Source organism: Pseudidiomarina salilacus (genome assembly GCF_047323925.1).
In the GTDB taxonomy this organism is placed as follows: Bacteria; Pseudomonadota; Gammaproteobacteria; order Enterobacterales; family Alteromonadaceae; genus Pseudidiomarina; species Pseudidiomarina salilacus.
Genome location: NZ_CP178752.1, coordinates 160484 through 179211, shown reverse-complemented (window position 1 = coordinate 179211; position 18728 = coordinate 160484). Strand labels below are relative to the sequence as shown.

17 protein-coding genes are annotated in these 18728 nt (G+C 51.5%); 10 read left to right on the top strand and 7 right to left on the bottom strand.

Features of this window, described 5'->3' with window-relative positions; translation table 11 throughout:
- The first annotated feature begins 73 nt into the window (after positions 1-73).
- On the top strand, positions 74-2137 hold the full coding sequence (ppk1, locus tag ACJ8W9_RS10430) for a polyphosphate kinase 1 (RefSeq protein ID WP_411359488.1): 2064 nt from the start codon (positions 74-76) through the stop codon (positions 2135-2137).
- Entirely contained in the window at positions 2134-3624 is a 1491-nt protein-coding gene (ppx, locus tag ACJ8W9_RS10425; RefSeq protein WP_411361015.1) for an exopolyphosphatase, read from the top strand. The genes ppk1 and ppx overlap by 4 nt, the downstream gene beginning before the upstream one ends.
- Before the next feature lie 9 nt (positions 3625-3633).
- On the opposite strand, the gene ACJ8W9_RS10420 is transcribed toward ppx, so the two are convergent.
- Complete coding sequence (locus ACJ8W9_RS10420) at positions 3634-4686, bottom strand: GGDEF domain-containing protein (RefSeq protein WP_411359490.1); 1053 nt, start codon at positions 4684-4686, stop codon at positions 3634-3636.
- Between the two features lie 196 nt (positions 4687-4882).
- Here ACJ8W9_RS10420 and ACJ8W9_RS10415 point away from each other — a divergent pair, with 196 nt between their 5' ends.
- The 4 genes from ACJ8W9_RS10415 to ACJ8W9_RS10400 are packed head-to-tail and all read left to right on the top strand — an operon-like array spanning position 4883 to position 8494.
- A complete protein-coding gene (locus ACJ8W9_RS10415; RefSeq protein ID WP_411359491.1) occupies positions 4883-5590 on the top strand; it encodes a metalloregulator ArsR/SmtB family transcription factor in 708 nt (235 codons plus the stop codon).
- Positions 5587-6588 carry an ArsJ-associated glyceraldehyde-3-phosphate dehydrogenase gene (locus ACJ8W9_RS10410; protein ID WP_411359492.1) on the top strand — a complete coding sequence of 334 codons (1002 nt, stop codon included), beginning with the start codon at positions 5587-5589 and terminating at the stop codon, positions 6586-6588. Before ACJ8W9_RS10415 ends, ACJ8W9_RS10410 begins: the two co-directional genes overlap by 4 nt.
- Entirely contained in the window at positions 6582-7814 is a 1233-nt protein-coding gene (gene arsJ / locus ACJ8W9_RS10405; RefSeq protein WP_411361014.1) for an organoarsenical effux MFS transporter ArsJ, read from the top strand. The genes ACJ8W9_RS10410 and arsJ overlap by 7 nt, the downstream gene beginning before the upstream one ends.
- Positions 7811-8494, top strand: coding sequence for a hypothetical protein (locus ACJ8W9_RS10400; RefSeq protein WP_411359494.1), 684 nt, complete (start codon positions 7811-7813; stop codon positions 8492-8494). The genes arsJ and ACJ8W9_RS10400 overlap by 4 nt, the downstream gene beginning before the upstream one ends.
- A 9-nt stretch (positions 8495-8503) precedes the next feature.
- On the opposite strand, the gene ACJ8W9_RS10395 is transcribed toward ACJ8W9_RS10400, so the two are convergent.
- Positions 8504-9214, bottom strand: a complete 711-nt coding sequence (locus tag ACJ8W9_RS10395) for an SIMPL domain-containing protein (RefSeq protein ID WP_411359495.1) — start codon at positions 9212-9214, stop codon at positions 8504-8506.
- A 15-nt stretch (positions 9215-9229) separates the two neighbouring features.
- On the bottom strand, positions 9230-10921 hold the full coding sequence (locus ACJ8W9_RS10390) for an EAL domain-containing protein (RefSeq protein ID WP_411361013.1): 1692 nt from the start codon (positions 10919-10921) through the stop codon (positions 9230-9232).
- Between the two features lie 143 nt (positions 10922-11064).
- Between ACJ8W9_RS10390 and ACJ8W9_RS10385 the strand changes: the two genes are divergently transcribed.
- The 3 genes from ACJ8W9_RS10385 to ACJ8W9_RS10375 are packed head-to-tail and all read left to right on the top strand — an operon-like array spanning position 11065 to position 14591.
- The gene (locus tag ACJ8W9_RS10385) at positions 11065-12555 is read left to right on the top strand and encodes a flavin-containing monooxygenase (RefSeq protein ID WP_411359497.1); all 1491 of its coding nucleotides are present in this window, start codon (positions 11065-11067) and stop codon (positions 12553-12555) included.
- Positions 12552-13505 carry an alpha/beta fold hydrolase gene (locus tag ACJ8W9_RS10380; protein ID WP_411359498.1) on the top strand — a complete coding sequence of 318 codons (954 nt, stop codon included), beginning with the start codon at positions 12552-12554 and terminating at the stop codon, positions 13503-13505. The genes ACJ8W9_RS10385 and ACJ8W9_RS10380 overlap by 4 nt, the downstream gene beginning before the upstream one ends.
- Positions 13506-13508: 3 nt before the next feature.
- Entirely contained in the window at positions 13509-14591 is a 1083-nt protein-coding gene (locus ACJ8W9_RS10375; protein ID WP_411361012.1) for an SMP-30/gluconolactonase/LRE family protein, read from the top strand.
- Here the strand turns inward: ACJ8W9_RS10375 and mscL are convergent.
- Positions 14588-15058: a large-conductance mechanosensitive channel protein MscL gene (gene mscL / locus ACJ8W9_RS10370; RefSeq protein WP_034730653.1), complete on the bottom strand. Its 471-nt coding sequence runs from the start codon at positions 15056-15058 to the stop codon at positions 14588-14590. The genes ACJ8W9_RS10375 and mscL overlap by 4 nt on opposite strands.
- 95 nt (positions 15059-15153) lie before the next feature.
- Between mscL and ACJ8W9_RS10365 the strand changes: the two genes are divergently transcribed.
- A complete protein-coding gene (locus ACJ8W9_RS10365; RefSeq protein WP_411359500.1) occupies positions 15154-16278 on the top strand; it encodes an alanine racemase in 1125 nt (374 codons plus the stop codon).
- On the opposite strand, the gene ACJ8W9_RS10360 is transcribed toward ACJ8W9_RS10365, so the two are convergent.
- Genes ACJ8W9_RS10360 through ACJ8W9_RS10350 form a run of 3 tightly spaced genes read right to left on the bottom strand, consistent with a single transcriptional unit; the run spans position 16265 to position 18712 of the window.
- On the bottom strand, positions 16265-16729 hold the full coding sequence (locus ACJ8W9_RS10360) for a nuclear transport factor 2 family protein (protein WP_411359501.1): 465 nt from the start codon (positions 16727-16729) through the stop codon (positions 16265-16267). The genes ACJ8W9_RS10365 and ACJ8W9_RS10360 overlap by 14 nt on opposite strands.
- Before the next feature lie 8 nt (positions 16730-16737).
- A complete protein-coding gene (locus tag ACJ8W9_RS10355) occupies positions 16738-17331 on the bottom strand; it encodes a TIGR00730 family Rossman fold protein (protein ID WP_411359502.1) in 594 nt (197 codons plus the stop codon).
- A gap of 22 nt (positions 17332-17353) precedes the next feature.
- Positions 17354-18712, bottom strand: coding sequence for a Xaa-Pro aminopeptidase (locus ACJ8W9_RS10350; protein WP_411359503.1), 1359 nt, complete (start codon positions 18710-18712; stop codon positions 17354-17356).
- Positions 18713-18728: the final 16 nt, after the last annotated feature.

Here is an 18728-nt window from a genome sequence, read left to right as displayed (position 1 = left end):
CTGTCATAAAAACGTCATAATAAGTGTCGGTGCATCACGTAAAGTAATAACGTGATGTAACCGAGGGTGATGCATGAAATTCTTTCCCAAAGAGCTGAGTTGGTTAGCCTTTAACGAACGCGTATTACAAGAAGCTGCTGATAAAAGCGTACCGGTCGTTGAGCGGATGCGCTTTTTAGGTATTTTCTCGGCCAACATGGATGAGTTTTTCCGTGTCCGCGTTGCTGATGTTCGGCGGAAAATCTTCTATGCACAAACGCCGAGCGAGCATGAACAAGCCGAAAAGCTGATGTCGCAAATTCAGCAAACTGTGGTGCGCCAACAAGAGCGCTTCGAAGCCATCTATCAAGACGTCATCAAAGCGCTTGCGAAAAAGAATATTGCCGTTATCGATGAAACCCAAACCACTGACCAAGAACGCGAATGGTTGACGCAGTATTTTCACGAAAAGATTAAGCGCTATATCGTGCCACTGTTGATTGGTCCCACCACCAATATGATCCAGGCCATTAATCAAGACGCCACCTACATGTGCGTTGAAATTAAGCTGGGCAAGAGTGTGCGGTACGCGGCGCTCGAAGTACCCACCGACGAGTTGTCGCGCTTTTTAAAGTTACCCTTTAAGAGCCTGAAGCGGAAAAAGCGCGTGATCATGCTCGATAACGTGATTCGTTTGTGTATCGACGAGCTATTCAAGGGCATCGTGCCTTACGATTCGTTGCGTGCCTTTTCGTTTAAAATGACGCGCGATTCCGAATATCGCTTGCCGCACGATATCGACCAAAGCGTGCTCGAGCGCATGGAAGAGGGTTTGCGTCAGCGTTTTGAGGCGGAACCTGTGCGCTTGGTCTACGACAGCAGCATGCCCAAAGATATGTTGTACTTTTTGCATCATCAGTTGGGGCTGACGACCCACGATTCATTGGTGGCCGGCGGCCGCTACCGCAATACCCGTGACTTTGCCAGTTTCCAGAATTGGGGTCACAAATCACTGTTAAACGCGCCCATGCCGCCGCTTGAGCATCCGCATTTTGTCAAACATCGCAGCGTTTTTGATGCCATTGCCGAGCAGGACATTCTGCTTTATTACCCCTATCACAAGTTCGCGCATCTCACCGAAGTGATTCGCCAAGCCGCTTACGATCCCTTGGTACAGAGCATCCAAATTTGTATTTATCGTGTCGCGCCACATTCGCGTATCGTGCACTCGCTGGTTGAAGCGGTGAATAACGGCAAGAAAGTAACAGTGCTGGTCGAGCTACAAGCGCGTTTTGACGAAGAAGCCAATATCGAGTGGGCGAAACGCATGACCCACGAGGGCATACGCGTGATATTTGGTATTCAGGGGCTGAAAGTGCACTCCAAGCTAATTTTGATCAAGCGCAAGGAGCAAAAGGCACTGAAGCGTTACGCGCATATTGGCACTGGTAATTTCAACGAAAAAACCGCGCAAATCTATACTGACTTTAGCTTGTTCACTGCTGATCGCAGCATTTGTGAAGACGTTGAGCAAGTGTTTCAGTATTTAGAGGCGCCTTATCGACGCTTCCGCTTCAATCATTTGCTGGTATCACCGGTGAATTCACGCGACCGTTTAGATGATCTGATCGAAACCGAAATTGTGCATGCACAACAAGGCAAACGTGCGGAGATTTTCGTCAAGGTCAATAATTTGGTCGACGAAGGAATTATCACTCGATTGTATCGTGCATCTCGTGCTGGAGTTCGCGTACGCGCCATTGTCCGCGGTATGTGTGCGCTGCGCGCTGGCGTTGCCGGCGTCAGTGAGAACATCGAAATCATTAGTATTGTTGACCGTTTTCTTGAGCATCCGCGGGTCTATTGCTTTCATAACGCCGGACAAGAGCGTATCTTTATTTCTTCAGCTGACCTTATGGCGCGTAATCTCGATGATCGGGTTGAGGTCGGTTGCCAAATTCAAGCGCAAGAATTACAGCAACAAATCAAAACGATTCTTGAGCTACAATGGCAAGACACCACCAAAGCTCGCGTGCTCGATGCGGAACAAAAGAATACCTATCGACCGCGCGGTAACCGTAAGAAGATTCGCTCACAGCTAGCCATTTACGATTATTTGAAAGCCCAAGCACAACCCCCCAAGGGAACCGTTGAATGAGTAATGGACCGCAATTTGCCGCACTTGATTTAGGCTCAAACAGTTTTCATCTGATTACTGCGCGCGTCATCGATCAACATTTGCAGCCCCTGTTGCGGTTTAAACAAAAGGTACGCTTAGCCGAAGGCCTCCGCAATAACGGCAAATTGACTGAAGAAGCGATGCAACGTGGACTCGATGCGTTGCGGTTGTGTGCGCAGCGACTTGAAGGTTTTACCAGCGAACAAGTCCACGTGGTTGCCACTCACACCTTGCGCGAAGCGCGTAACAGCGATGTATTTTTAGCTCGAGCTGCGGCGATTCTACCCTTTCCGATCACTATTATTTCGGGTCATGAAGAAGCGCGTTTAATCTACCGTGGCGTGGCCCAAACCAGTGCCAATGTCGGCAAACGGCTGGTTATTGATATCGGTGGCGGCAGTACTGAAATGGTGGCTGGTAATGAGTTTGAGCCAGAGCTGTTGACCTCACGCTCCATTGGTTGTGTCAGCTACACCGAGCGCTTTTTTAGTAAAGGCAAGCTCAGCGCTAAGCGCTTTAACCGCGCATTGACCGCGGCGCGCAGTGAGCTTGAGCCGATTGCCCAGAGCTTTCGTAAGTTCCAAGCACAGCAAGTGATTGGCACCTCAGGCACCATGAAGGCAATTGCGCAATGGTTACAAGCGCGCGATCAATCGCCGCCCGATCGGATTACCCGTGCGCAGCTTGAGCAATGCATGCAAGAAGTGCTGCAACATCAGCTGATTAGTAGTTTTACCGCACCAGGCATCGATAGTGAGCGCTTACCTATTTTGCCGGCAGGCTTGGCTATTTTGATCGCGATTATGGACGAGCTTGAGCTCAGCGAGCTAGTGACGCACGATGCTGCCCTTCGCGAAGGTGTGTTGTACGAACTTGCAGAGCGTGCCATTGAACATCGCGATGTGCGCGAACGCACCGTCGATGGTATGGCGGCGCGCTATCGGATTGATGAGATTCAAGCAGCTCGTGTCATTGAGACCGTGCAGCATTTGTTAAAACGGGCCGCCAAACCCTGGGGGATCCGTGCCAAAGAATGGCAGCCATTGGTGACTTGGGCAGCACGCTTACATGAAGTTGGCTTACAGATTAACTCCAGCGCGATTCAAGCGCACTCCGGCTACATCTTGGCCAATGCTGACATGCCTGGCTTCAACAAAGAAGAACAAGCCGTACTCGCCGCCTTAGTGAGGCAGTTCCGCAAAAAAATCCAAATGGAGCGGGTGCCGTTGTTGTATTTGTATCAACAACAAGATTTGCATCGAGTACTTGGCTTATTGCGACTGGCCGTGCTGTTTAATACCGACCGGCAGCCATCACAGTTGCTCAAAGACGTTCAGGCAGGTGGCGATTGGTTGGTGCTGCAGCTTACCGAACAAGGGCAAAGTAATCCGATGCTGGTGGCCGATTTGGAGAATGAAATCAAACAGCACGCAAAACTAGGAGTGCAGCTACGCTTCCATGCGTAACTTGGCGGTTTAGGCTGCTACCGCAGTCACCCGGTTACGGCCGTTTGCTTTGCTATTGTGCAAAGCCTTGTCGGCGCGATTGATCAGGCGATTTAAGGTTTCGTTGGGGAGCAATTGAGTGACTCCAATACTAATGGAAACGGCCAGTTCGTCTTTCAGTAATTCCTGCCAACGAAAATCTTTTACTGTGCTACGAATGCGCTCCGCTAGTAGTTGTGCGTTCTCGAGCGCGGTATTGGGCAGGAGCACCAAGAACTCCTCGCCACCCCAGCGACCAATCACATCGTGTTGGCGCAGTTCCGCGCGCAATAATTTGGTCAAACAACAGAGTACTTCATCGCCTTTTTGGTGGCTGAAAATATCATTGATGAGTTTAAAGTGGTCGGCATCAATGAGTAACACACTGAGCGGCATGTCAAAACGTTCAGCCCGTGAGATTTCAGCCTCACCCACCTCGGTCATGTGACGGCGATTTTTGAGTCCGGTTAACATGTCGGTACTTGCCAGTTTGCGCAACGCGCGTTGTCCCTCAATGACCGTTTCGATGTAGAACAAAGCCAAGTAACTAAACATGGCAAACACTACTGTTAAATTGAATAAATTCACCCCATCAAGCGCCGCTCGCGACGCCAACGGTTGCAGCGGTGAAATCAGCTCAGACATGACAAAGAGCCCAGTGTAGAGCCCCCACAAAACCAGCAACGCTGCAATTGCCTTCGACCGCTTGAGCGTAACCGCAAGCGCCGGAATGAAGACCAGCAAGTAATAATGAAAGCCGCTGCCCCAGCCAATCAAGAGAATGCCAAGCGCGGCATGAATCACGACTTCCGACCAAATCAGCCCAACCCCAAGCTTATTTTTGCGTTGCCTAATCGCCCAATAAGCAATTGCATACACCGTCATACTACCAACACTCACCCACGCTAATATGGGCGAGCCGACCGCAAGGAAAATAAGCAGAAATAGCAAATTGGTACTTCCGGCAATCACGCAAGTACGCAGGGCGACCCGCCAAAATTGCGGGCGTGCTGAAGGAGTGGTTCGGCGCTCCGTGCGGTTCATGGCAGTTCCTTATCGCATCCAAGCTCAAATTAAGCTTTAATACACAAAAATAGAACAAAACTCGCAAATGTGAGAACCAAACCCCAAAAAAACTTCCCCATCCAACATATATGGATTACCATATATAACGATTAACGATTAACGATTAACGATTAACGATTAACGATTAACGATTAACGATTAACGATTAACGACTATGCACATTCTCTTTGTCTGCACCGCAAACTCGGCCCGCAGCCTCATTGCTGAAGCCCTACTGCGACAACTCGCCGGTGATCGCATGCAAGTCAGCAGTGCTGGAACTGAGCCCACCACTGCGCATCCACGCGCGCTGGCGGCTTTGCAACGTCGTGGCATCGCGACCGATAACCTGCGCTCGAAATCCCTTGATGGTTTGGCGGATACGCAATTTGATTACGTGATTAGCTTGTGTGACCGCGCGCGCAAAGAATGCCAACCGATGTTCAGCGGACAGAATTTTATCAGTTGGGATTTCCCGGATCCGGTGGCCGAAGATTCCGACGCAGCGTTTGATAAAACGGTGCATGAGCTGAGCGAACGCATTCGCATGTTTTTGCTGATTCAAGATAAACGCGACACCGCCAAACATCTGTTCAACGCGCCCACGGACTTCTTCAAAGTGATGGCGGATCCGCTACGCTTACAAATGTTGTTGCTGTTGCAACGTGGTGAACTGTGCGTGTGTGACTTGGTCGATGCTACTGGCATGTCGCAACCAAAGGTCTCGCGGCATTTGGCGCAATTACGCGAATATGGCTTGTTGCTGGACCGTAAAGATTCGCGCTGGGTTTACTATCGCTTAAACCCAGCCATGCCCGACTGGATGGCGAAGATTATCGCCACCACTGCTGAATACAACCCAATGAAAAGGATGACGTCATGACAATTAAAGTAGGTATTAATGGCTTTGGCCGCATCGGTCGTTTAGCGATGCGCATTGCCGCAGCGCGCGATGATCTCGAAGTAATACAGATCAACGACCCAGGTGGTGATGCCAAAACCTTTGCGCACTTGCTGGAGTTTGATTCGGTGCATGGTCATTGGGATGCAGCTATCAGTGCGAATGAGGCAAGTATTACTGTAAACGGCAAAACGATGAGGTTTACTCGCGAGAAAACCATTGAAGACAACGATTGGAGTGCGTGTGATGTGGTGCTCGAGGCCTCAGGGAAAATGAAAACGGTTGCGGTTTTGCAGGGCTATTTAGAGCAAGGCGTGAAGCGTGTCGTGGTGTCGGCGCCGGTCAAAGAAGCGGGTGCGTTGAACATTACTATGGGCGTCAACGATCATCTGTTCGACCCAGCTCAACATCGCATTATCACGGCAGCGTCTTGTACCACTAACTGTTTAGCGCCAGTGGTCAAAGTTCTGCACGAACAAATTGGTATCAAGCACGGTTCGATCACCACCATCCATTCAATTACCAATACTCAGAGTATTCTCGACACGCCACACAAGGATTTGCGCCGCGCGCGTGCTTGTGGCGAGAGTTTGATTCCAACTTCAACCGGCTCAGCCACTGCCATTATTGAGATCTTCCCTGAATTGAAAGGGCGCTTAGATGGGCATGCGGTACGGGTCCCGTTGGCCAATGCTTCGTTGACCGACTGTGTCTTTGAAGTCGAGCGCGCCACCACTGTGGACGAAGTGAACGCTTTATTCAAAGCTGCTGCAGAGCACGAACTGAAGGGCATTTTGGGCTACGAAGAACGGCCGTTGGTGTCTATTGATTATCGCACGGACCCACGTTCGAGTATTGTGGATGCGCTTTCGACGCGCGTCGTTAACGGCACCCATGTGAAGGTCTACGCTTGGTACGACAACGAGTGGGGCTATGCGAATCGGGCCACTGAACTCGTTGCCAAGGTGGGTGCATGTTAAGCACGCTGAGCCCGGCAGTGCGCCAGTACTTAATTGTTACTGGCAACTACTGGGCATTTACGTTGACCGATGGCGCACTACGCATGCTGGTGGTGTTGCACTTCCATCAGTTGGGATACAGTGCGCTCGAAGTTGCCATGCTGTTTCTGTTTTACGAGTTCTTTGGCGTGGTCACCAACCTCTTCGGTGGTTGGCTCGGCGCGCGCTGGGGTCTCAACCGCACGATGAACATCGGGCTTGGTCTGCAACTAGTGGCGTTAGCGATGTTGTTGGTCCCCGCCAGTTGGTTGACAGTGGTGTGGGTCATGGCCGCTCAAGCACTGTCTGGAATCGCTAAAGACCTCAATAAAATGAGTGCCAAAAGCACCATTAAGCTGTTGGTATCGGATCAACAGCAAGGCACCCTTTACAAATGGGTGGCGCTGCTCACCGGTTCCAAGAATACGCTCAAAGGCGTCGGCTTTTTCTTGGGTGGCTTGTTATTGACTGTCATTGGTTTTCAAGGCGCGGTTGCGGCAATGCTAGCAATGCTGGCGCTGGTTTGGATAATGAGCCTACTCACGCTTAAACAAGACACTGGCAAAGCTAAGTTCAAACCTAAGTTTCGCGATATGTTATCGAAAAGCCGTGCGATTAATGTGCTCTCAGCAGCGCGATTTGCACTTTTCGGTGCCCGAGATGTTTGGTTTGTAGTGGCATTACCGGTGTTTCTGGTGAGTCAGTTGCAATGGCAGCAATGGCAAGTCGGTAGCTTTTTGGCACTCTGGGTGATCGGTTACGGTATCGTGCAAGCTTTGGCACCGCGCTTTACCCGCAGTGCAGTGCTGTCGTCACGCACTCTTAGTATGATTTGGGGCACTTTGTTGACGGCAACGCCATTGCTTTTGATCGCTGGCATCGGCACCGACTGGCCACTCGACTATGTCATCATTGCTGGTTTGGCGCTGTTTGGCTTCTGCTTCGCGGTCAATTCATCGTTACACAGCTATTTGATCGTGTCCTATGCACGTGCTGATGGCGTTTCCCTTGATGTCGGCTTTTACTACATGGCCAATGCAGCGGGGCGACTGCTTGGTACGGTGCTTTCCGGCTGGTTGTATCAAGCTTATGGGTTGATCACTTGCCTGCTGGTTTCGGCAATTTTGCTGGTTTGTGCTACTTTGGCTATAGGGCAATTACCGCTGCGGCCGACCGAAAATGCAGCGCGTTTACAAGGAAATGAATGATGAAACTGACTTCTTTTTTGACTGCTTGTGCGTTGAGTGCTGTTGCACTGGCAGCGCAACCAACCGCGGCAAAAGGTTCACTGACGATGTTGTCTGAAGGTGAGCGGGTGCGCGCTGAATTTATCGATGGTGATTACCTGCGCATGGAGTCTGGTGATCCTGAGCAGGGCTACATGCTGATGCGTGACGGTAAGCTTTATTCTGTAGCTAATCAGGGTGGCATGACCATGGTCATCGACATTGCCGACGCCATGCGCATGATGGGCGATGCGATGGAAGTGCCACAAGACGATCTCAATAATGAATTTGAGGGTTTTGTTTCGTTAGAGGCGACTGGGCGCACCACCACTGTTGATGGGATTGAAGGCGAGTACTACCTACTCACCACGAAAGAAAATGACGGCACCGAGTCGACTGAAGAAATATTGATGACCGATAACCAAGTGGTGGTCGACTTCAATCTCGCGATGCTCAACATGGTTGAGATTATGCTCGAAGCCATGGGCGAAGAGCAGCCTGAGGGGTTTGCCTATATGCGCGCCAACACAGTTGAGAAAGGCTTGGGTGTGCTGCAGCAAGATAACAACTACGAGCTGACCGACATCAATGACGCCGAGCCGGCAGCCGAACGCTTCGTCCTGCCAGCTGAGCCAATGAAACTACCGGGTATGGGCGGTTAACTCACTGTTTTAATCCGACAGATAATATTCGACGGTGGACACCACTCGAATCGTTTTTAACTGCGGATTATGGCGATCACGCGCGCTGATGCTGAATTGACCTTGGCTGGCGCGCTTGATTTTACCCAAAGTGCTTTGTGAATCTTCGGCAAATTTTTGCGCCACTTCGCGGGCGTTCACCGTTGCTTCCTCAATCATTTCGGGCTTAATTTCGTTGAGTCGGGTAAATATATAGTCGGGTTGTGAATTGTAATCATCACCGTTGAGTACGATCCCTTGCTGGCCAAGTTCTGCCATCGAACTCATGATGTGACGAATATCCTCGACGGCTTCTGAATAGACCGTGATGGTTTGCGTGGCGGTGTAGCGAAACGGACCTGGATCGCCACCACCATAGCGTTGGGCAGATTTATCCACAATCGCCGGCGCAGAAGTGGATATTTCTTCTTCATTCACCCCTTTGAGCAGTAAAAAGGCCACAATTTTCTTATTGGAGGCTTCGATTTCTTGATAAATCGCGTCAAGATCGTTACTTGCGGTGGTGTATTGGATGGGCCAAAGCACGATGTCAGCTAAATATTCACGTTCTGACAGACCCTTCACCGTGACACTGCGTTCCATTGCGCGTGCATCGAGAAAACCATTTGCCGCAATGCTCGCGGCGGCAACTAAACCGACAATAAGAGACACGCCCAAAATCGCGGCGACAGTATTTCGCATAGCAAATCCTTAATGTTACGCTTCAGGAAGGTGTGGGGTGGGTTTACCAAACCAATAGCCTTGGAAGACCTCACAGCCCATATCTCGTAGACGTCCAAATTGTTCGATAGTTTCAACGCCCTCGGCAATAACAGTTAAATTCATATTGCGGCCGAGTCCAATAATAGTTGCAGCGAGCAAGGCACCTTTGCCATCATCGGCGAGGTCGGTGACGAATGCGCGGTCGATTTTTAACTCATCAAGTGGGAAGCGGGTGAGATAAGCGAGCGAGGCGTAGCCAGTACCGAAATCATCGAGTGACAAACTTAGTCCCAAATCCTTCAACGCCTGCATTTGTTCGACAATAAAGTCGATATTACCAGCCATTAAGGATTCAGTGAGTTCCAGCCGCAATTGCGCAGGATTGGCACCCGTGCGCTGGAGGATGGATTGGGTGCGTTTGACGTAATCGTCACGGCGAAACTGCACGGCACTAACGTTGATAGATAGATGCAAGTTACGACAACAGTTGGCTTGCTGCCAGCGCACAATTTGCCAGCAGCATTGCTCAAAAACCCAATCGCCAATGGCGTGAATACTGTGGTTGGACTCGGCAATCGGAATGAACTCGTCAGGTGCAATCAGGCCGAAGACCGGATGCCGCCAACGCAGCAAGGCTTCGTAACCCACCACGTGCTGCTGTACATCGACTTGCGGTTGAAACTCTAAAAAGAATTGTTCCTTTTCCAGCGCCGTACTCAACGCTTGCGAGAGCTTAATGCGCCGTTGAATGTTGGCTTCCATCGAGCGGTCGAAAAAGGCGATGGCAGTCTCTTCACGTGATTTTGCATGCTTCAAAGCAATGTCGACTTGGCGCAGCAGCTCATGTTGGTCATCGGTACGGTTGCCAAACACTGTGATACCGATTCTTGCTTGCAAGTTATGTGGCTGCTGATCGATTGCAACTGGACGACGCAGTGCTTGTAATAAACGTTGCGCCGCTAATTCAGCTTCCGTTGCAGCCGCGCCAATCGAGTGCTCAAGCGGTTGTAGTAACACCACAAATTCATCGGCAGCAATACGCGCCACCAGCGATGGTTCGCTAATGTGATGCTGCAACCGCCGTGCGCAGGCAACTAGTACTTGATCCCCAGCATCGTAACCGAGGGTATCGTTGATGCCGTGAAAATTATCCAGATCGAGTAATAGGAGAGCACCATATTGATGCTCGACGCGCAAACCTTGTAATGCACCCTGGAGATGATCAAGCAACAGACGCCGATTCGGCAAGCCGGTCAAAACATCAAAATATGACAGCTTCTGCACTTCGGCCTCAGCCAAATCGAGGGCGCGCATGTCGGCATCCATACAGAACATGATCGGCTCTTCACCGGGTAATTCGACCACGGTATGGCTTGAATAGACCGGTACACTGCTACCGTTTTTGTGTTTTAAATTAAGACGTCCTGAAGGAATGCCGGTCTTGTTGGCGAACATCCAAGCCATGGCTTTGCGCACTTCTTCGCGCATTTCATGCGGAATAATCAGATCGAGCAGGTTCTTACCTAGCGCCTCGGCAGGGCTGTAACCATAGATTTTTTCAGACGCAGCATTCCAGTACACCACCGTGCCATCGGAACGGTAGCCTTGAATAGACATGGCATGCGTTTCGTCAAATAGTTTACGAAAGCGTGCTTCGCTGAGCTGCGTAGGTTTGGCTACTGGCATAAACGTCTTGGTTTGCTGAATAATGCGTGGACCTCGAGTGAAACATCAATTAACAGGATAAGTGTAGAATAAATATGAAAACTTAAGTAATTTTGTCGTTACAGAATATGTTTACATACTAGTACAAATATTAAGCGGCAACTATGAGTGCTTCGCACATTTACCAAGTTTTGATTATTGGCACTGGCTTTGGCGGGCAAAGCGCAGCGATTCAGCTGCGTAAACGTGGCATCGACGACTTTATTATGCTCGAGCGGCGCGATTTTATGGGCGGCACTTGGCGGCAAAATAGTTATCCCGGTGCGCAAGTCGATGTGCAGTCTCCCCTGTATTCGTTGGCCAGCGAACCCTACCCCTGGTCACAAATGTTTGCCGAGCAGCCAGAACTAGCCACATATACCGAGCAAGTGTTGGCCAAGCATAAGCTCGCTGAGAAAACCCAGCTAAACTGCACCGTGCAAGCACTGGAATGGCTCGAACGTGAGCAACACTGGCGCGTGCAGACCACTCAAGGAGAGTTTTTAGCGCGCACGGTTATCGCCGCGCAGGGCCCCTTGAGTAATCCGGCAATCCCAGAATTTCCCCACTTTGCTGATTATCAAGGTGTTAGTTTTCACACGAATCATTGGAATCATGACTTTGCCTATCAGGGCAAAAAAGTCGCCATCATCGGCAGCGGTGCAAGTGCGGCACAGGTGATTCCGGCCATTGCCGATAAAGTAAGTGAGCTGCATGTGTTTCAGCGCACTCCGCATTGGGTGATGCCGCGTCCTGATCGCAAGTTTGCGCCTTGGTTCCGCCGTTTACTTGGCGTGAAACCCTTTTACCAAATCTTGCGCAAGCTGATTTATTGGGCGCTAGAATGGCGTGTGCTCGCCTTTAAGTATTCCAAAACCTTGATGAAGCTGATCGCCGAGCGCGAGGCACGGGCGCACCTTCGCAAGCAGGTTCCAGATGAGGAGTTGCGGGCGAAATTGACTCCTGAGTACCGGATTGGCTGTAAGCGTATTATCGTCTCCAATACACTTTACCCAGCCTTGAGCCGCGACAATGTTAGCTTGCATGATCGGCACGACGGCATTGACCATTTTACGCCAAACGGAGTGGTGACCCAGCAAGGGCAAACGCTCGAGCTTGACGCGGTGATATTCTCGACGGGTTTCAAGGCGACCGACGGCGCCCTCGGCTTCCAAGTCACAGGTCGCGATGGGGTGCAGCTCGATGCGGTCTGGCAAGACTATCCGCGCGCCTACTTGGGAACCACCATGCCTGGGTTTCCAAATCTGTTTTTGGTGACCGGACCCAATACCGGTATCGGTCATACCTCAGCTATTTTTGTGATCGAGTCGCAAATGATTTACATCATGCGGTTGCTCGAGGAATTGCAAAAGCGCCATGCCAGCAGCGTTGAAGTGACTGCTACCGCAGAAGCCGAATACACCACCATGATTCATCGTGAAATGGCGAAAACAGTATGGCAAAGTGGCGGTTGTGACAGTTGGTATAAAAGTAAAAGCGGTAAGGTCACCGCCATGTTTCCGGGCTTTAGTTTTGTTTATCGTTTGCTGGCTTGGCGTTTTCGACCGCAACATCACCGTTTCACTCAAGCTCATCAGCAAGGAGAGCGCTCGTGAGAAAACTGATTTGGGGCTTTGTCATTGTCATCGCGTTATTGTGGGCTACCACTTGGCATCCAGCCACGGGGCAGTGGGTGTACGACCGCACTCAGACACTTGAGGCGTGGGCGTATGGCTTCGACAAGCAGCAAGTAGCGCTCGGTGATATGACCATGAGCATTTATCAGCGCCGATCTAGTGACGAAGCCGCGCCGACCCTCGTCTTATTGCATGGCTATACCGCTTCGAAAGAGTTGTGGCTGCGCTTTGGCGCAGCTTTGGGCGATTCCTACCGCCTCGTTATTCCCGATTTAGCAGGGCATGGCGAAACCGGCTTTGATCCGCAGTGGAGCTACCGTCCGCAAGCCCAGGCGGAGCGCATCAAACGCCTACTCGACGTGTTGCAGGTAGAACAGGCGGTGGTCGCTGGAAATTCGATGGGAGGGCTGATTGCGGCGAACTTTGCGCTCGCTTATCCTGAACGTAGCGCGGGATTGGTGGTGATTGACCCAGCAGGGGTCACCGCACCCGTGGCAAGTCGCGCCGAAAAGCTGTTTCGCCAAGGTCAATCGCCGTTTGAGATTGAGTCGTGGCAGGATTTCCAAGAATTCTATGCGATGACAATGGCGGAGCCGCCTTATGTGCCAACCTTTGTGCTGAAGGGAATGGCGGCACGCTACCAAGAACATAAAGCAGAATATATTCAGATAGCTGAAGATTTTCGCAATTTTGACCAGCTTGATAATCGTTTGGCGGCTATCAGCGTACCGACGTTCATTATTTGGGGCGGAGCCGATCAGTTATTGGATGTCAGTAGTGCTGCAGTGTGGCATGCTCAAGTGCCGAACAACGAGTTATTATTGATGGAAGGCGTGGGTCATATGCCGATGGTCGAACGTCCACAGCAAACTGCTGCTGCGGTGAGGGACTTTGTAGAGTCACTGCCAGCCCAGCAAACGGAGCTTTAATAGATGTCGAAACGACGCGTGATGAATCGCGGAGCACTCGTACTGATTGCTGCTGCTATCGCTTACATGCTGTGGTGGCCGGTGCCTATTGAGCCGCAACCATGGAATGCACCGCGTGATTTGGGCTATGTGGGAGCTTACCAGCCGAATAGCAAGCTAGCAGCCGCTGAGCGGGTTGCGGTACCGACTTCTGCAGGACCTGAAGACATTGCCATTGATCCGCAAGGGCGACCTGTATTTGGACTGAAAAGCGGCGATATCGTGCGACAAGAGCCGGATGGCAGCTTTACCACTTTAACCACCACGGGTGGCCGTCCGTTGGGGCTTGAATTCGATGACAACGGTGATTTATGGATTGCCGACGCCTATTTAGGCTTGATGCATTGGTCGGCAGCCAGTGGCTTGCAGTTACTGGTGACCGAGGTGGACGGCACAACGGTGCGCTACGCTGACGATGTTGATATAGCAGCCGACGGTACGGTTTATTTTACCGATGCCTCCACACGCTTCCCAGCCGACGGCATTGGCACTTATGAAGCAAGCTTGCTGGATATTATGGAGCATCGTGGGAATGGCCGCGTCTTGGCTTATGTGCCGAGTACTGGGCAAACCTATACTCTGCTAGGCGGTGTGCATTTTGCTAACGGTGTGGCGGTCAGCCACGATCAGCAATGGGTGCTGGTAGCCGAGACCGGTAGTTACCGAATTCTGCGTATCGGTATAGGTGCCGAGAATAACGGCGAAATTGAGACCATTATGCAGAATCTTCCGGGCTTTCCTGATAATGTCAATGATGCGCCTGACGGTCGCTTTTGGGTGGGGCTCGTGAGCCCACGCAGCGGCGCTTTGGATGCACTTTCGAGCTATCCATTTGTGCGTAAAATGGTGCAACGCTTACCCAGTTTCATGCGCCCACAAGCAAAGCCATATGGGCATTTAATTGCTATTGATATCGATGGCAACGTGATCGAAAGCTTGCAAGCACCGAACGGCGAGTTTGCTTTTGTGACAGGGGCCGCTGAATTCGAGCATCAGCTTTATATCAGCAGCCTCCATGAAACCGCGTTTGCAGTGCTTAAGCGTTAACTTGGTTCGGACTTGAGATCGACTTGCAGCTGCGAAGTGCAGCTCGGGCAACGTGTGGCCTTAAGCGGAATCGCTGAGAAGCAAAATTCACAAGTTTTGGTCGTCACTGGCGCCGGCTCCTCTTTGGCTTTGAGGCTATTCATGGCTTTGACTAGCCAGAATACGGCAAAGGCGACAATAATAAAGCTAATCGTGTTGGTGATAAAAAGACCGTAGTTGACGGTCACCGCACCTGCCGCTTGGGCATCAGCAAGGGTCGCATAGGGACCGAGCTTCTCTGTGCCAGCACGTAATACCACAAACATGTCGGTGAAATCGACGCCACCAAGCAGTAACCCGATAGGAGGCATGATGATATCAGCGACAAAGCTCTTGACGATGGTGCTAAAGGCGCCGCCAATGATAATACCAACGGCCATATCAACCACGTTGCCTTTCATGGCAAACTTTTTAAATTCGTTTAACATAGTTGTCATCTCGGATTACGCCGCTTCCCCTATGGTTGCGCGCGCTAACTATACTTATAGTCTTAAATCAGTCGTTTACAAAGCGGAATTCTGTCATGGCTAGTTTTTCTGAACTCACTACCCCGTACTTGTTACTTGATCCCGTTGTGATGCAGCGCAATATCGACTTTTTGCAACAGCGTATGGAAAAGCTTGGCGTACAACTGCGACCCCACGTTAAAACCGCGAAGTCGTTGCAAGTTGCGCAACGGATCTTTAACGGTGACCACGGACCGATTACCGTTTCGACCTTGAAAGAGGCAGAATACTTCGCCGAGCATGGTTACACCGATATCACCTACGCCGTGGGCATTAGTCCCGACAAACTGGCGCGAGTAGCGCGCTTGAACCGCGCTGATGTTACCGTGCGAGTATTGCTCGACAGCCTTACGCAAGCTGAACAAGTAATGGCCTGGGCGGCGCGGGAACAGGTAAAAATTCCTGCGCTGATTGAAATTGATTGTGATGGTGAGCGCGCAGGACTCCGAGAAAATGACCCTAAAATCGTCGAAATTGCTGAACTTTTGGCGAAGAATGACCTATTTTCTGGGATTTTAATGCATGCGGGTGGGTCCTATCACTGTCCGTCGAAGGCCGCGAAAGAAGCTGCTGCTGAACATGAACGGGCAACTGCCGTAGCGGTGCGCGATCGCCTCCAAGCAGCTGGACTTGAGTGTCCGATAGTCAGTGTGGGCTCGACCCCCACAGCCTACTTTGCCCAAGATCTGAGCGGTGTCACCGAGGTGCGCGCCGGCGTTTATGTGTTCCAAGACTTAGTGATGGCGGGGATTCACGTCTGCCAGCTCAAAGATATCGCTATCAGCGTGGTGGCGACAGTGATTGGCCATCGTCCAGAAAAAGGCTGGATTATGACCGATGCTGGGTGGATGGCGTTATCTCGCGACCGCGGCACCGCCAATCAGGAAGTTGATCAGGGGTACGGCGTGGTCTGCGCCATGGACGGTACTCCTTATAGTGACCTCATCGTCACCAGCACCAGCCAAGAACATGGCATTGTGGCGTTGCGCAAAGGGAGTAAAGCGAAGCTGCCGAAACTTGAAGTCGGCAGCAAAGTGCGGATCTTGCCTAATCATGCGTGCGCTACAGCCAGTCAGTTCGACGGCTACGTGGTGCCGGATGCCGACCAACTCGCCTTTTGGCCACGCATTAACGGTTGGTAGCTGCGGTACGCGTCGCGTTCCAGTTGACTGCTTGCCAACCATCGCGCCGCTCCACTAACACACCAGTGTTGAGAAAGGTCTCACGACTGCCATCTGTGGTGCTGGTCGCGACCAAGGTGAAATTGACGATAACCGCGTCGCCAAATGATTTGAGTTCGATGTCTTCAGCGGTATACCAAGCACTGACTTGTTCATCGGCGATGCGTACGGCATCGGTCATGCCTGCCATGAGTTGCTCTTTGCCGAAGCGCGTGCCGCTAGAGCTAGTATAAGTGAGTTCTGGCGCCCAGAACTTATCATGTGCTTGGACGTCGTTCACTGACGCGCCGTAAAGGAACGCCTCGACGGCGGCGATCACCCGCTCACGCTGCTCGGCGCTGATGGGCACTGCTTCTTGTGCCGTTAGTGTTGCAGAAAACAGTAAAACGGCAGCCAGTATCAAAGTACGCATAACTTCTCCTAGGTTTCGCTAGCGGTAATCCATTTCGGTTGCTGTGGCGCTTCGTAGTCACGCATAAGTTGCAACAACGCGGCCGGCTCGTCGTGACTGATCAATAAGTGGCGATGCTCATCACGGATAAAGCCTTGCGAAATAGCGCCGTCAATAAAGTTGAGAATGCCATCGTAATAGCCGTCCACATTCAATACCGCGCAGCTCTTGCGGTGGAATCCTAGTTGCGCCCAAGTCAGCATTTCGAAGATCTCTTCGAGGGTGCCCATACCGCCAGGCATGGCGATAAAACCATCGGCGAGCTCGGCCATTTTGGCTTTGCGGGCATGCATCGAGGCCACCACATGTAACTCGGTCAAATCGTTATGGGCTAACTCTTTATCAACCAACGCTTGGGGAATCACACCAATGGCGTTGCCGCCGCGGGCTAGTACTCGATCGGCAATGACCCCCATCAGGCCGACGCTCGAGCCACCGTAAACTAAAGTAATACCTGCGTCAGCAAGCGCGTCACCAAGGGCGATGGCAGCGTCTTTGTAAACCGGACTAAAGCCGTTGTTGGAGCCACAATAGACACACAACGATTGAAATTCTTGAGTCATACCAGGTCCTTCACAAGTCAAATTAGCGAATCACGTGCCATTGTGTTTGGCGCCCCGCCAAGTAATGCACGGTCTCACCATCAAAATAAGCGCTCTGCTCGAGCATGATTTGCACATTTTGGTTATCCCACAATTTCACTGGCACTTTCACGTTACCTTCAATTGCATAAGCGGTATTCGGGTACACCGGCCAGTCACCGCGAATCGGAGTCGGTCCCTGATTGTCCCACATGCCAATCGTGGGACCTGGCGCGTGCCCGTAAAAACCCAGCGGGTGGGTGTAAGTACTGCTGTTGAGCTGCGACGCTTCACTGGCGGCAATGGTATTGGCGAGCACCTCATTGCCTGAGCGGCCACTACTAAAATTGCCAGTGAGTTGGTCTTGCCATTGATTGCCTTTGCCCAGCGCAGCGACCAGTTCATCGGGTACTTCAGTCGCATTCAGCGGCAATACATAAGCCATTTCTTGCGTGTCGGTGCAGAGTTTTAAGTAACAAATTCCGACATCCGTGTGTAGCACATCGCCGCGTTGAATCGTGTGCCCGCTCTGTCCACAGAAGGCTTGTTCATCGGCACAATTAAAGCCTTGGCGTTGCAGCGTGACATAAGGCATAAACCAGATTGGCAACTGTAGTTCGGCAAAGCGATTACGAATGTACCAAGCGACCTCATCGGTGGTGGTTACCCCCGGCGTGATGACTTGGTTACTAAAAGCCTCAGCAATGACAGCACGAGCCAAGCTTACCACTTGCGGATAGACTTCGAGTTCGGCGACAGAACGCGTTTCGACCCAACGAATCACTAAGTCTTCGGCACTAACTAAACGTTGCTCAAGGGACTCCGGTAAGACGTCCAGCAGGCGTTGGTGGAGTCCTTCAGTTAGCCCGTCTGCGACCGGCCAGTCGCGCGAAACGTTAATGCCAATCTTGCGCGGGTCTTTATTGGCAATGAGTTCGCCCAGAGCTTGCCATTGGTCATCGAGATTGCCACCGGCCCAAGCTGAATCATAGGGCTCGCCAAGTGGGTAGCGATTCACCGACAAGCGCTCAACTTTGCCATCGTCATTGCGCACAAATACCAGCATGGTGGTGCGGCGCGCGGCAAAAGTTGGCTGTGGTACTAAGGTGAAGTAGACAGGATCTTCAGCGTATTCGCGGTTGATCACCAGCCACATGTCGAGCTCAGTTGCTGCCATCAATTCAGGCAGCAAGGTTTCCAGTCGGTCGTTCAATAGGCGGTTCTCGGTGGCGGCACGCGCTTGAAAATCTAATACGGCGAGCTGGTCGGCACTTGCAAATACCCGCCCTTGGCTATATTCAGCGGCGTTGGTGCTAGTTATGATAAGCCCAGCGAGTAAGCAAAAACGAGACAGTAAAGACATTTCGAGTTCCTTGCGA

What these genes read in the sequence shown, in the direction of transcription:
- ppk1 (WP_411359488.1), top strand. Translation starts at nt 74, where the DNA reads ATGAAATTCTTTCCCAAAGAGCTGAGTTGGTTAGCCTTTAACGAACGC.
- ppx (WP_411361015.1), top strand. Translation starts at nt 2,134, where the DNA reads ATGAGTAATGGACCGCAATTTGCCGCACTTGATTTAGGCTCAAACAGT.
- ACJ8W9_RS10420 (WP_411359490.1), bottom strand. Translation starts at nt 4,686, where the DNA reads ATGAACCGCACGGAGCGCCGAACCACTCCTTCAGCACGCCCGCAATTT.
- ACJ8W9_RS10415 (WP_411359491.1), top strand. Translation starts at nt 4,883, where the DNA reads ATGCACATTCTCTTTGTCTGCACCGCAAACTCGGCCCGCAGCCTCATT.
- ACJ8W9_RS10410 (WP_411359492.1), top strand. Translation starts at nt 5,587, where the DNA reads ATGACAATTAAAGTAGGTATTAATGGCTTTGGCCGCATCGGTCGTTTA.
- arsJ (WP_411361014.1), top strand. Translation starts at nt 6,582, where the DNA reads ATGTTAAGCACGCTGAGCCCGGCAGTGCGCCAGTACTTAATTGTTACT.
- ACJ8W9_RS10400 (WP_411359494.1), top strand. Translation starts at nt 7,811, where the DNA reads ATGATGAAACTGACTTCTTTTTTGACTGCTTGTGCGTTGAGTGCTGTT.
- ACJ8W9_RS10395 (WP_411359495.1), bottom strand. Translation starts at nt 9,214, where the DNA reads ATGCGAAATACTGTCGCCGCGATTTTGGGCGTGTCTCTTATTGTCGGT.
- ACJ8W9_RS10390 (WP_411361013.1), bottom strand. Translation starts at nt 10,921, where the DNA reads ATGCCAGTAGCCAAACCTACGCAGCTCAGCGAAGCACGCTTTCGTAAA.
- ACJ8W9_RS10385 (WP_411359497.1), top strand. Translation starts at nt 11,065, where the DNA reads ATGAGTGCTTCGCACATTTACCAAGTTTTGATTATTGGCACTGGCTTT.
- ACJ8W9_RS10375 (WP_411361012.1), top strand. Translation starts at nt 13,509, where the DNA reads ATGTCGAAACGACGCGTGATGAATCGCGGAGCACTCGTACTGATTGCT.
- mscL (WP_034730653.1), bottom strand. Translation starts at nt 15,058, where the DNA reads ATGTTAAACGAATTTAAAAAGTTTGCCATGAAAGGCAACGTGGTTGAT.
- ACJ8W9_RS10365 (WP_411359500.1), top strand. Translation starts at nt 15,154, where the DNA reads ATGGCTAGTTTTTCTGAACTCACTACCCCGTACTTGTTACTTGATCCC.
- ACJ8W9_RS10360 (WP_411359501.1), bottom strand. Translation starts at nt 16,729, where the DNA reads ATGCGTACTTTGATACTGGCTGCCGTTTTACTGTTTTCTGCAACACTA.
- ACJ8W9_RS10355 (WP_411359502.1), bottom strand. Translation starts at nt 17,331, where the DNA reads ATGACTCAAGAATTTCAATCGTTGTGTGTCTATTGTGGCTCCAACAAC.
- ACJ8W9_RS10350 (WP_411359503.1), bottom strand. Translation starts at nt 18,712, where the DNA reads ATGTCTTTACTGTCTCGTTTTTGCTTACTCGCTGGGCTTATCATAACT.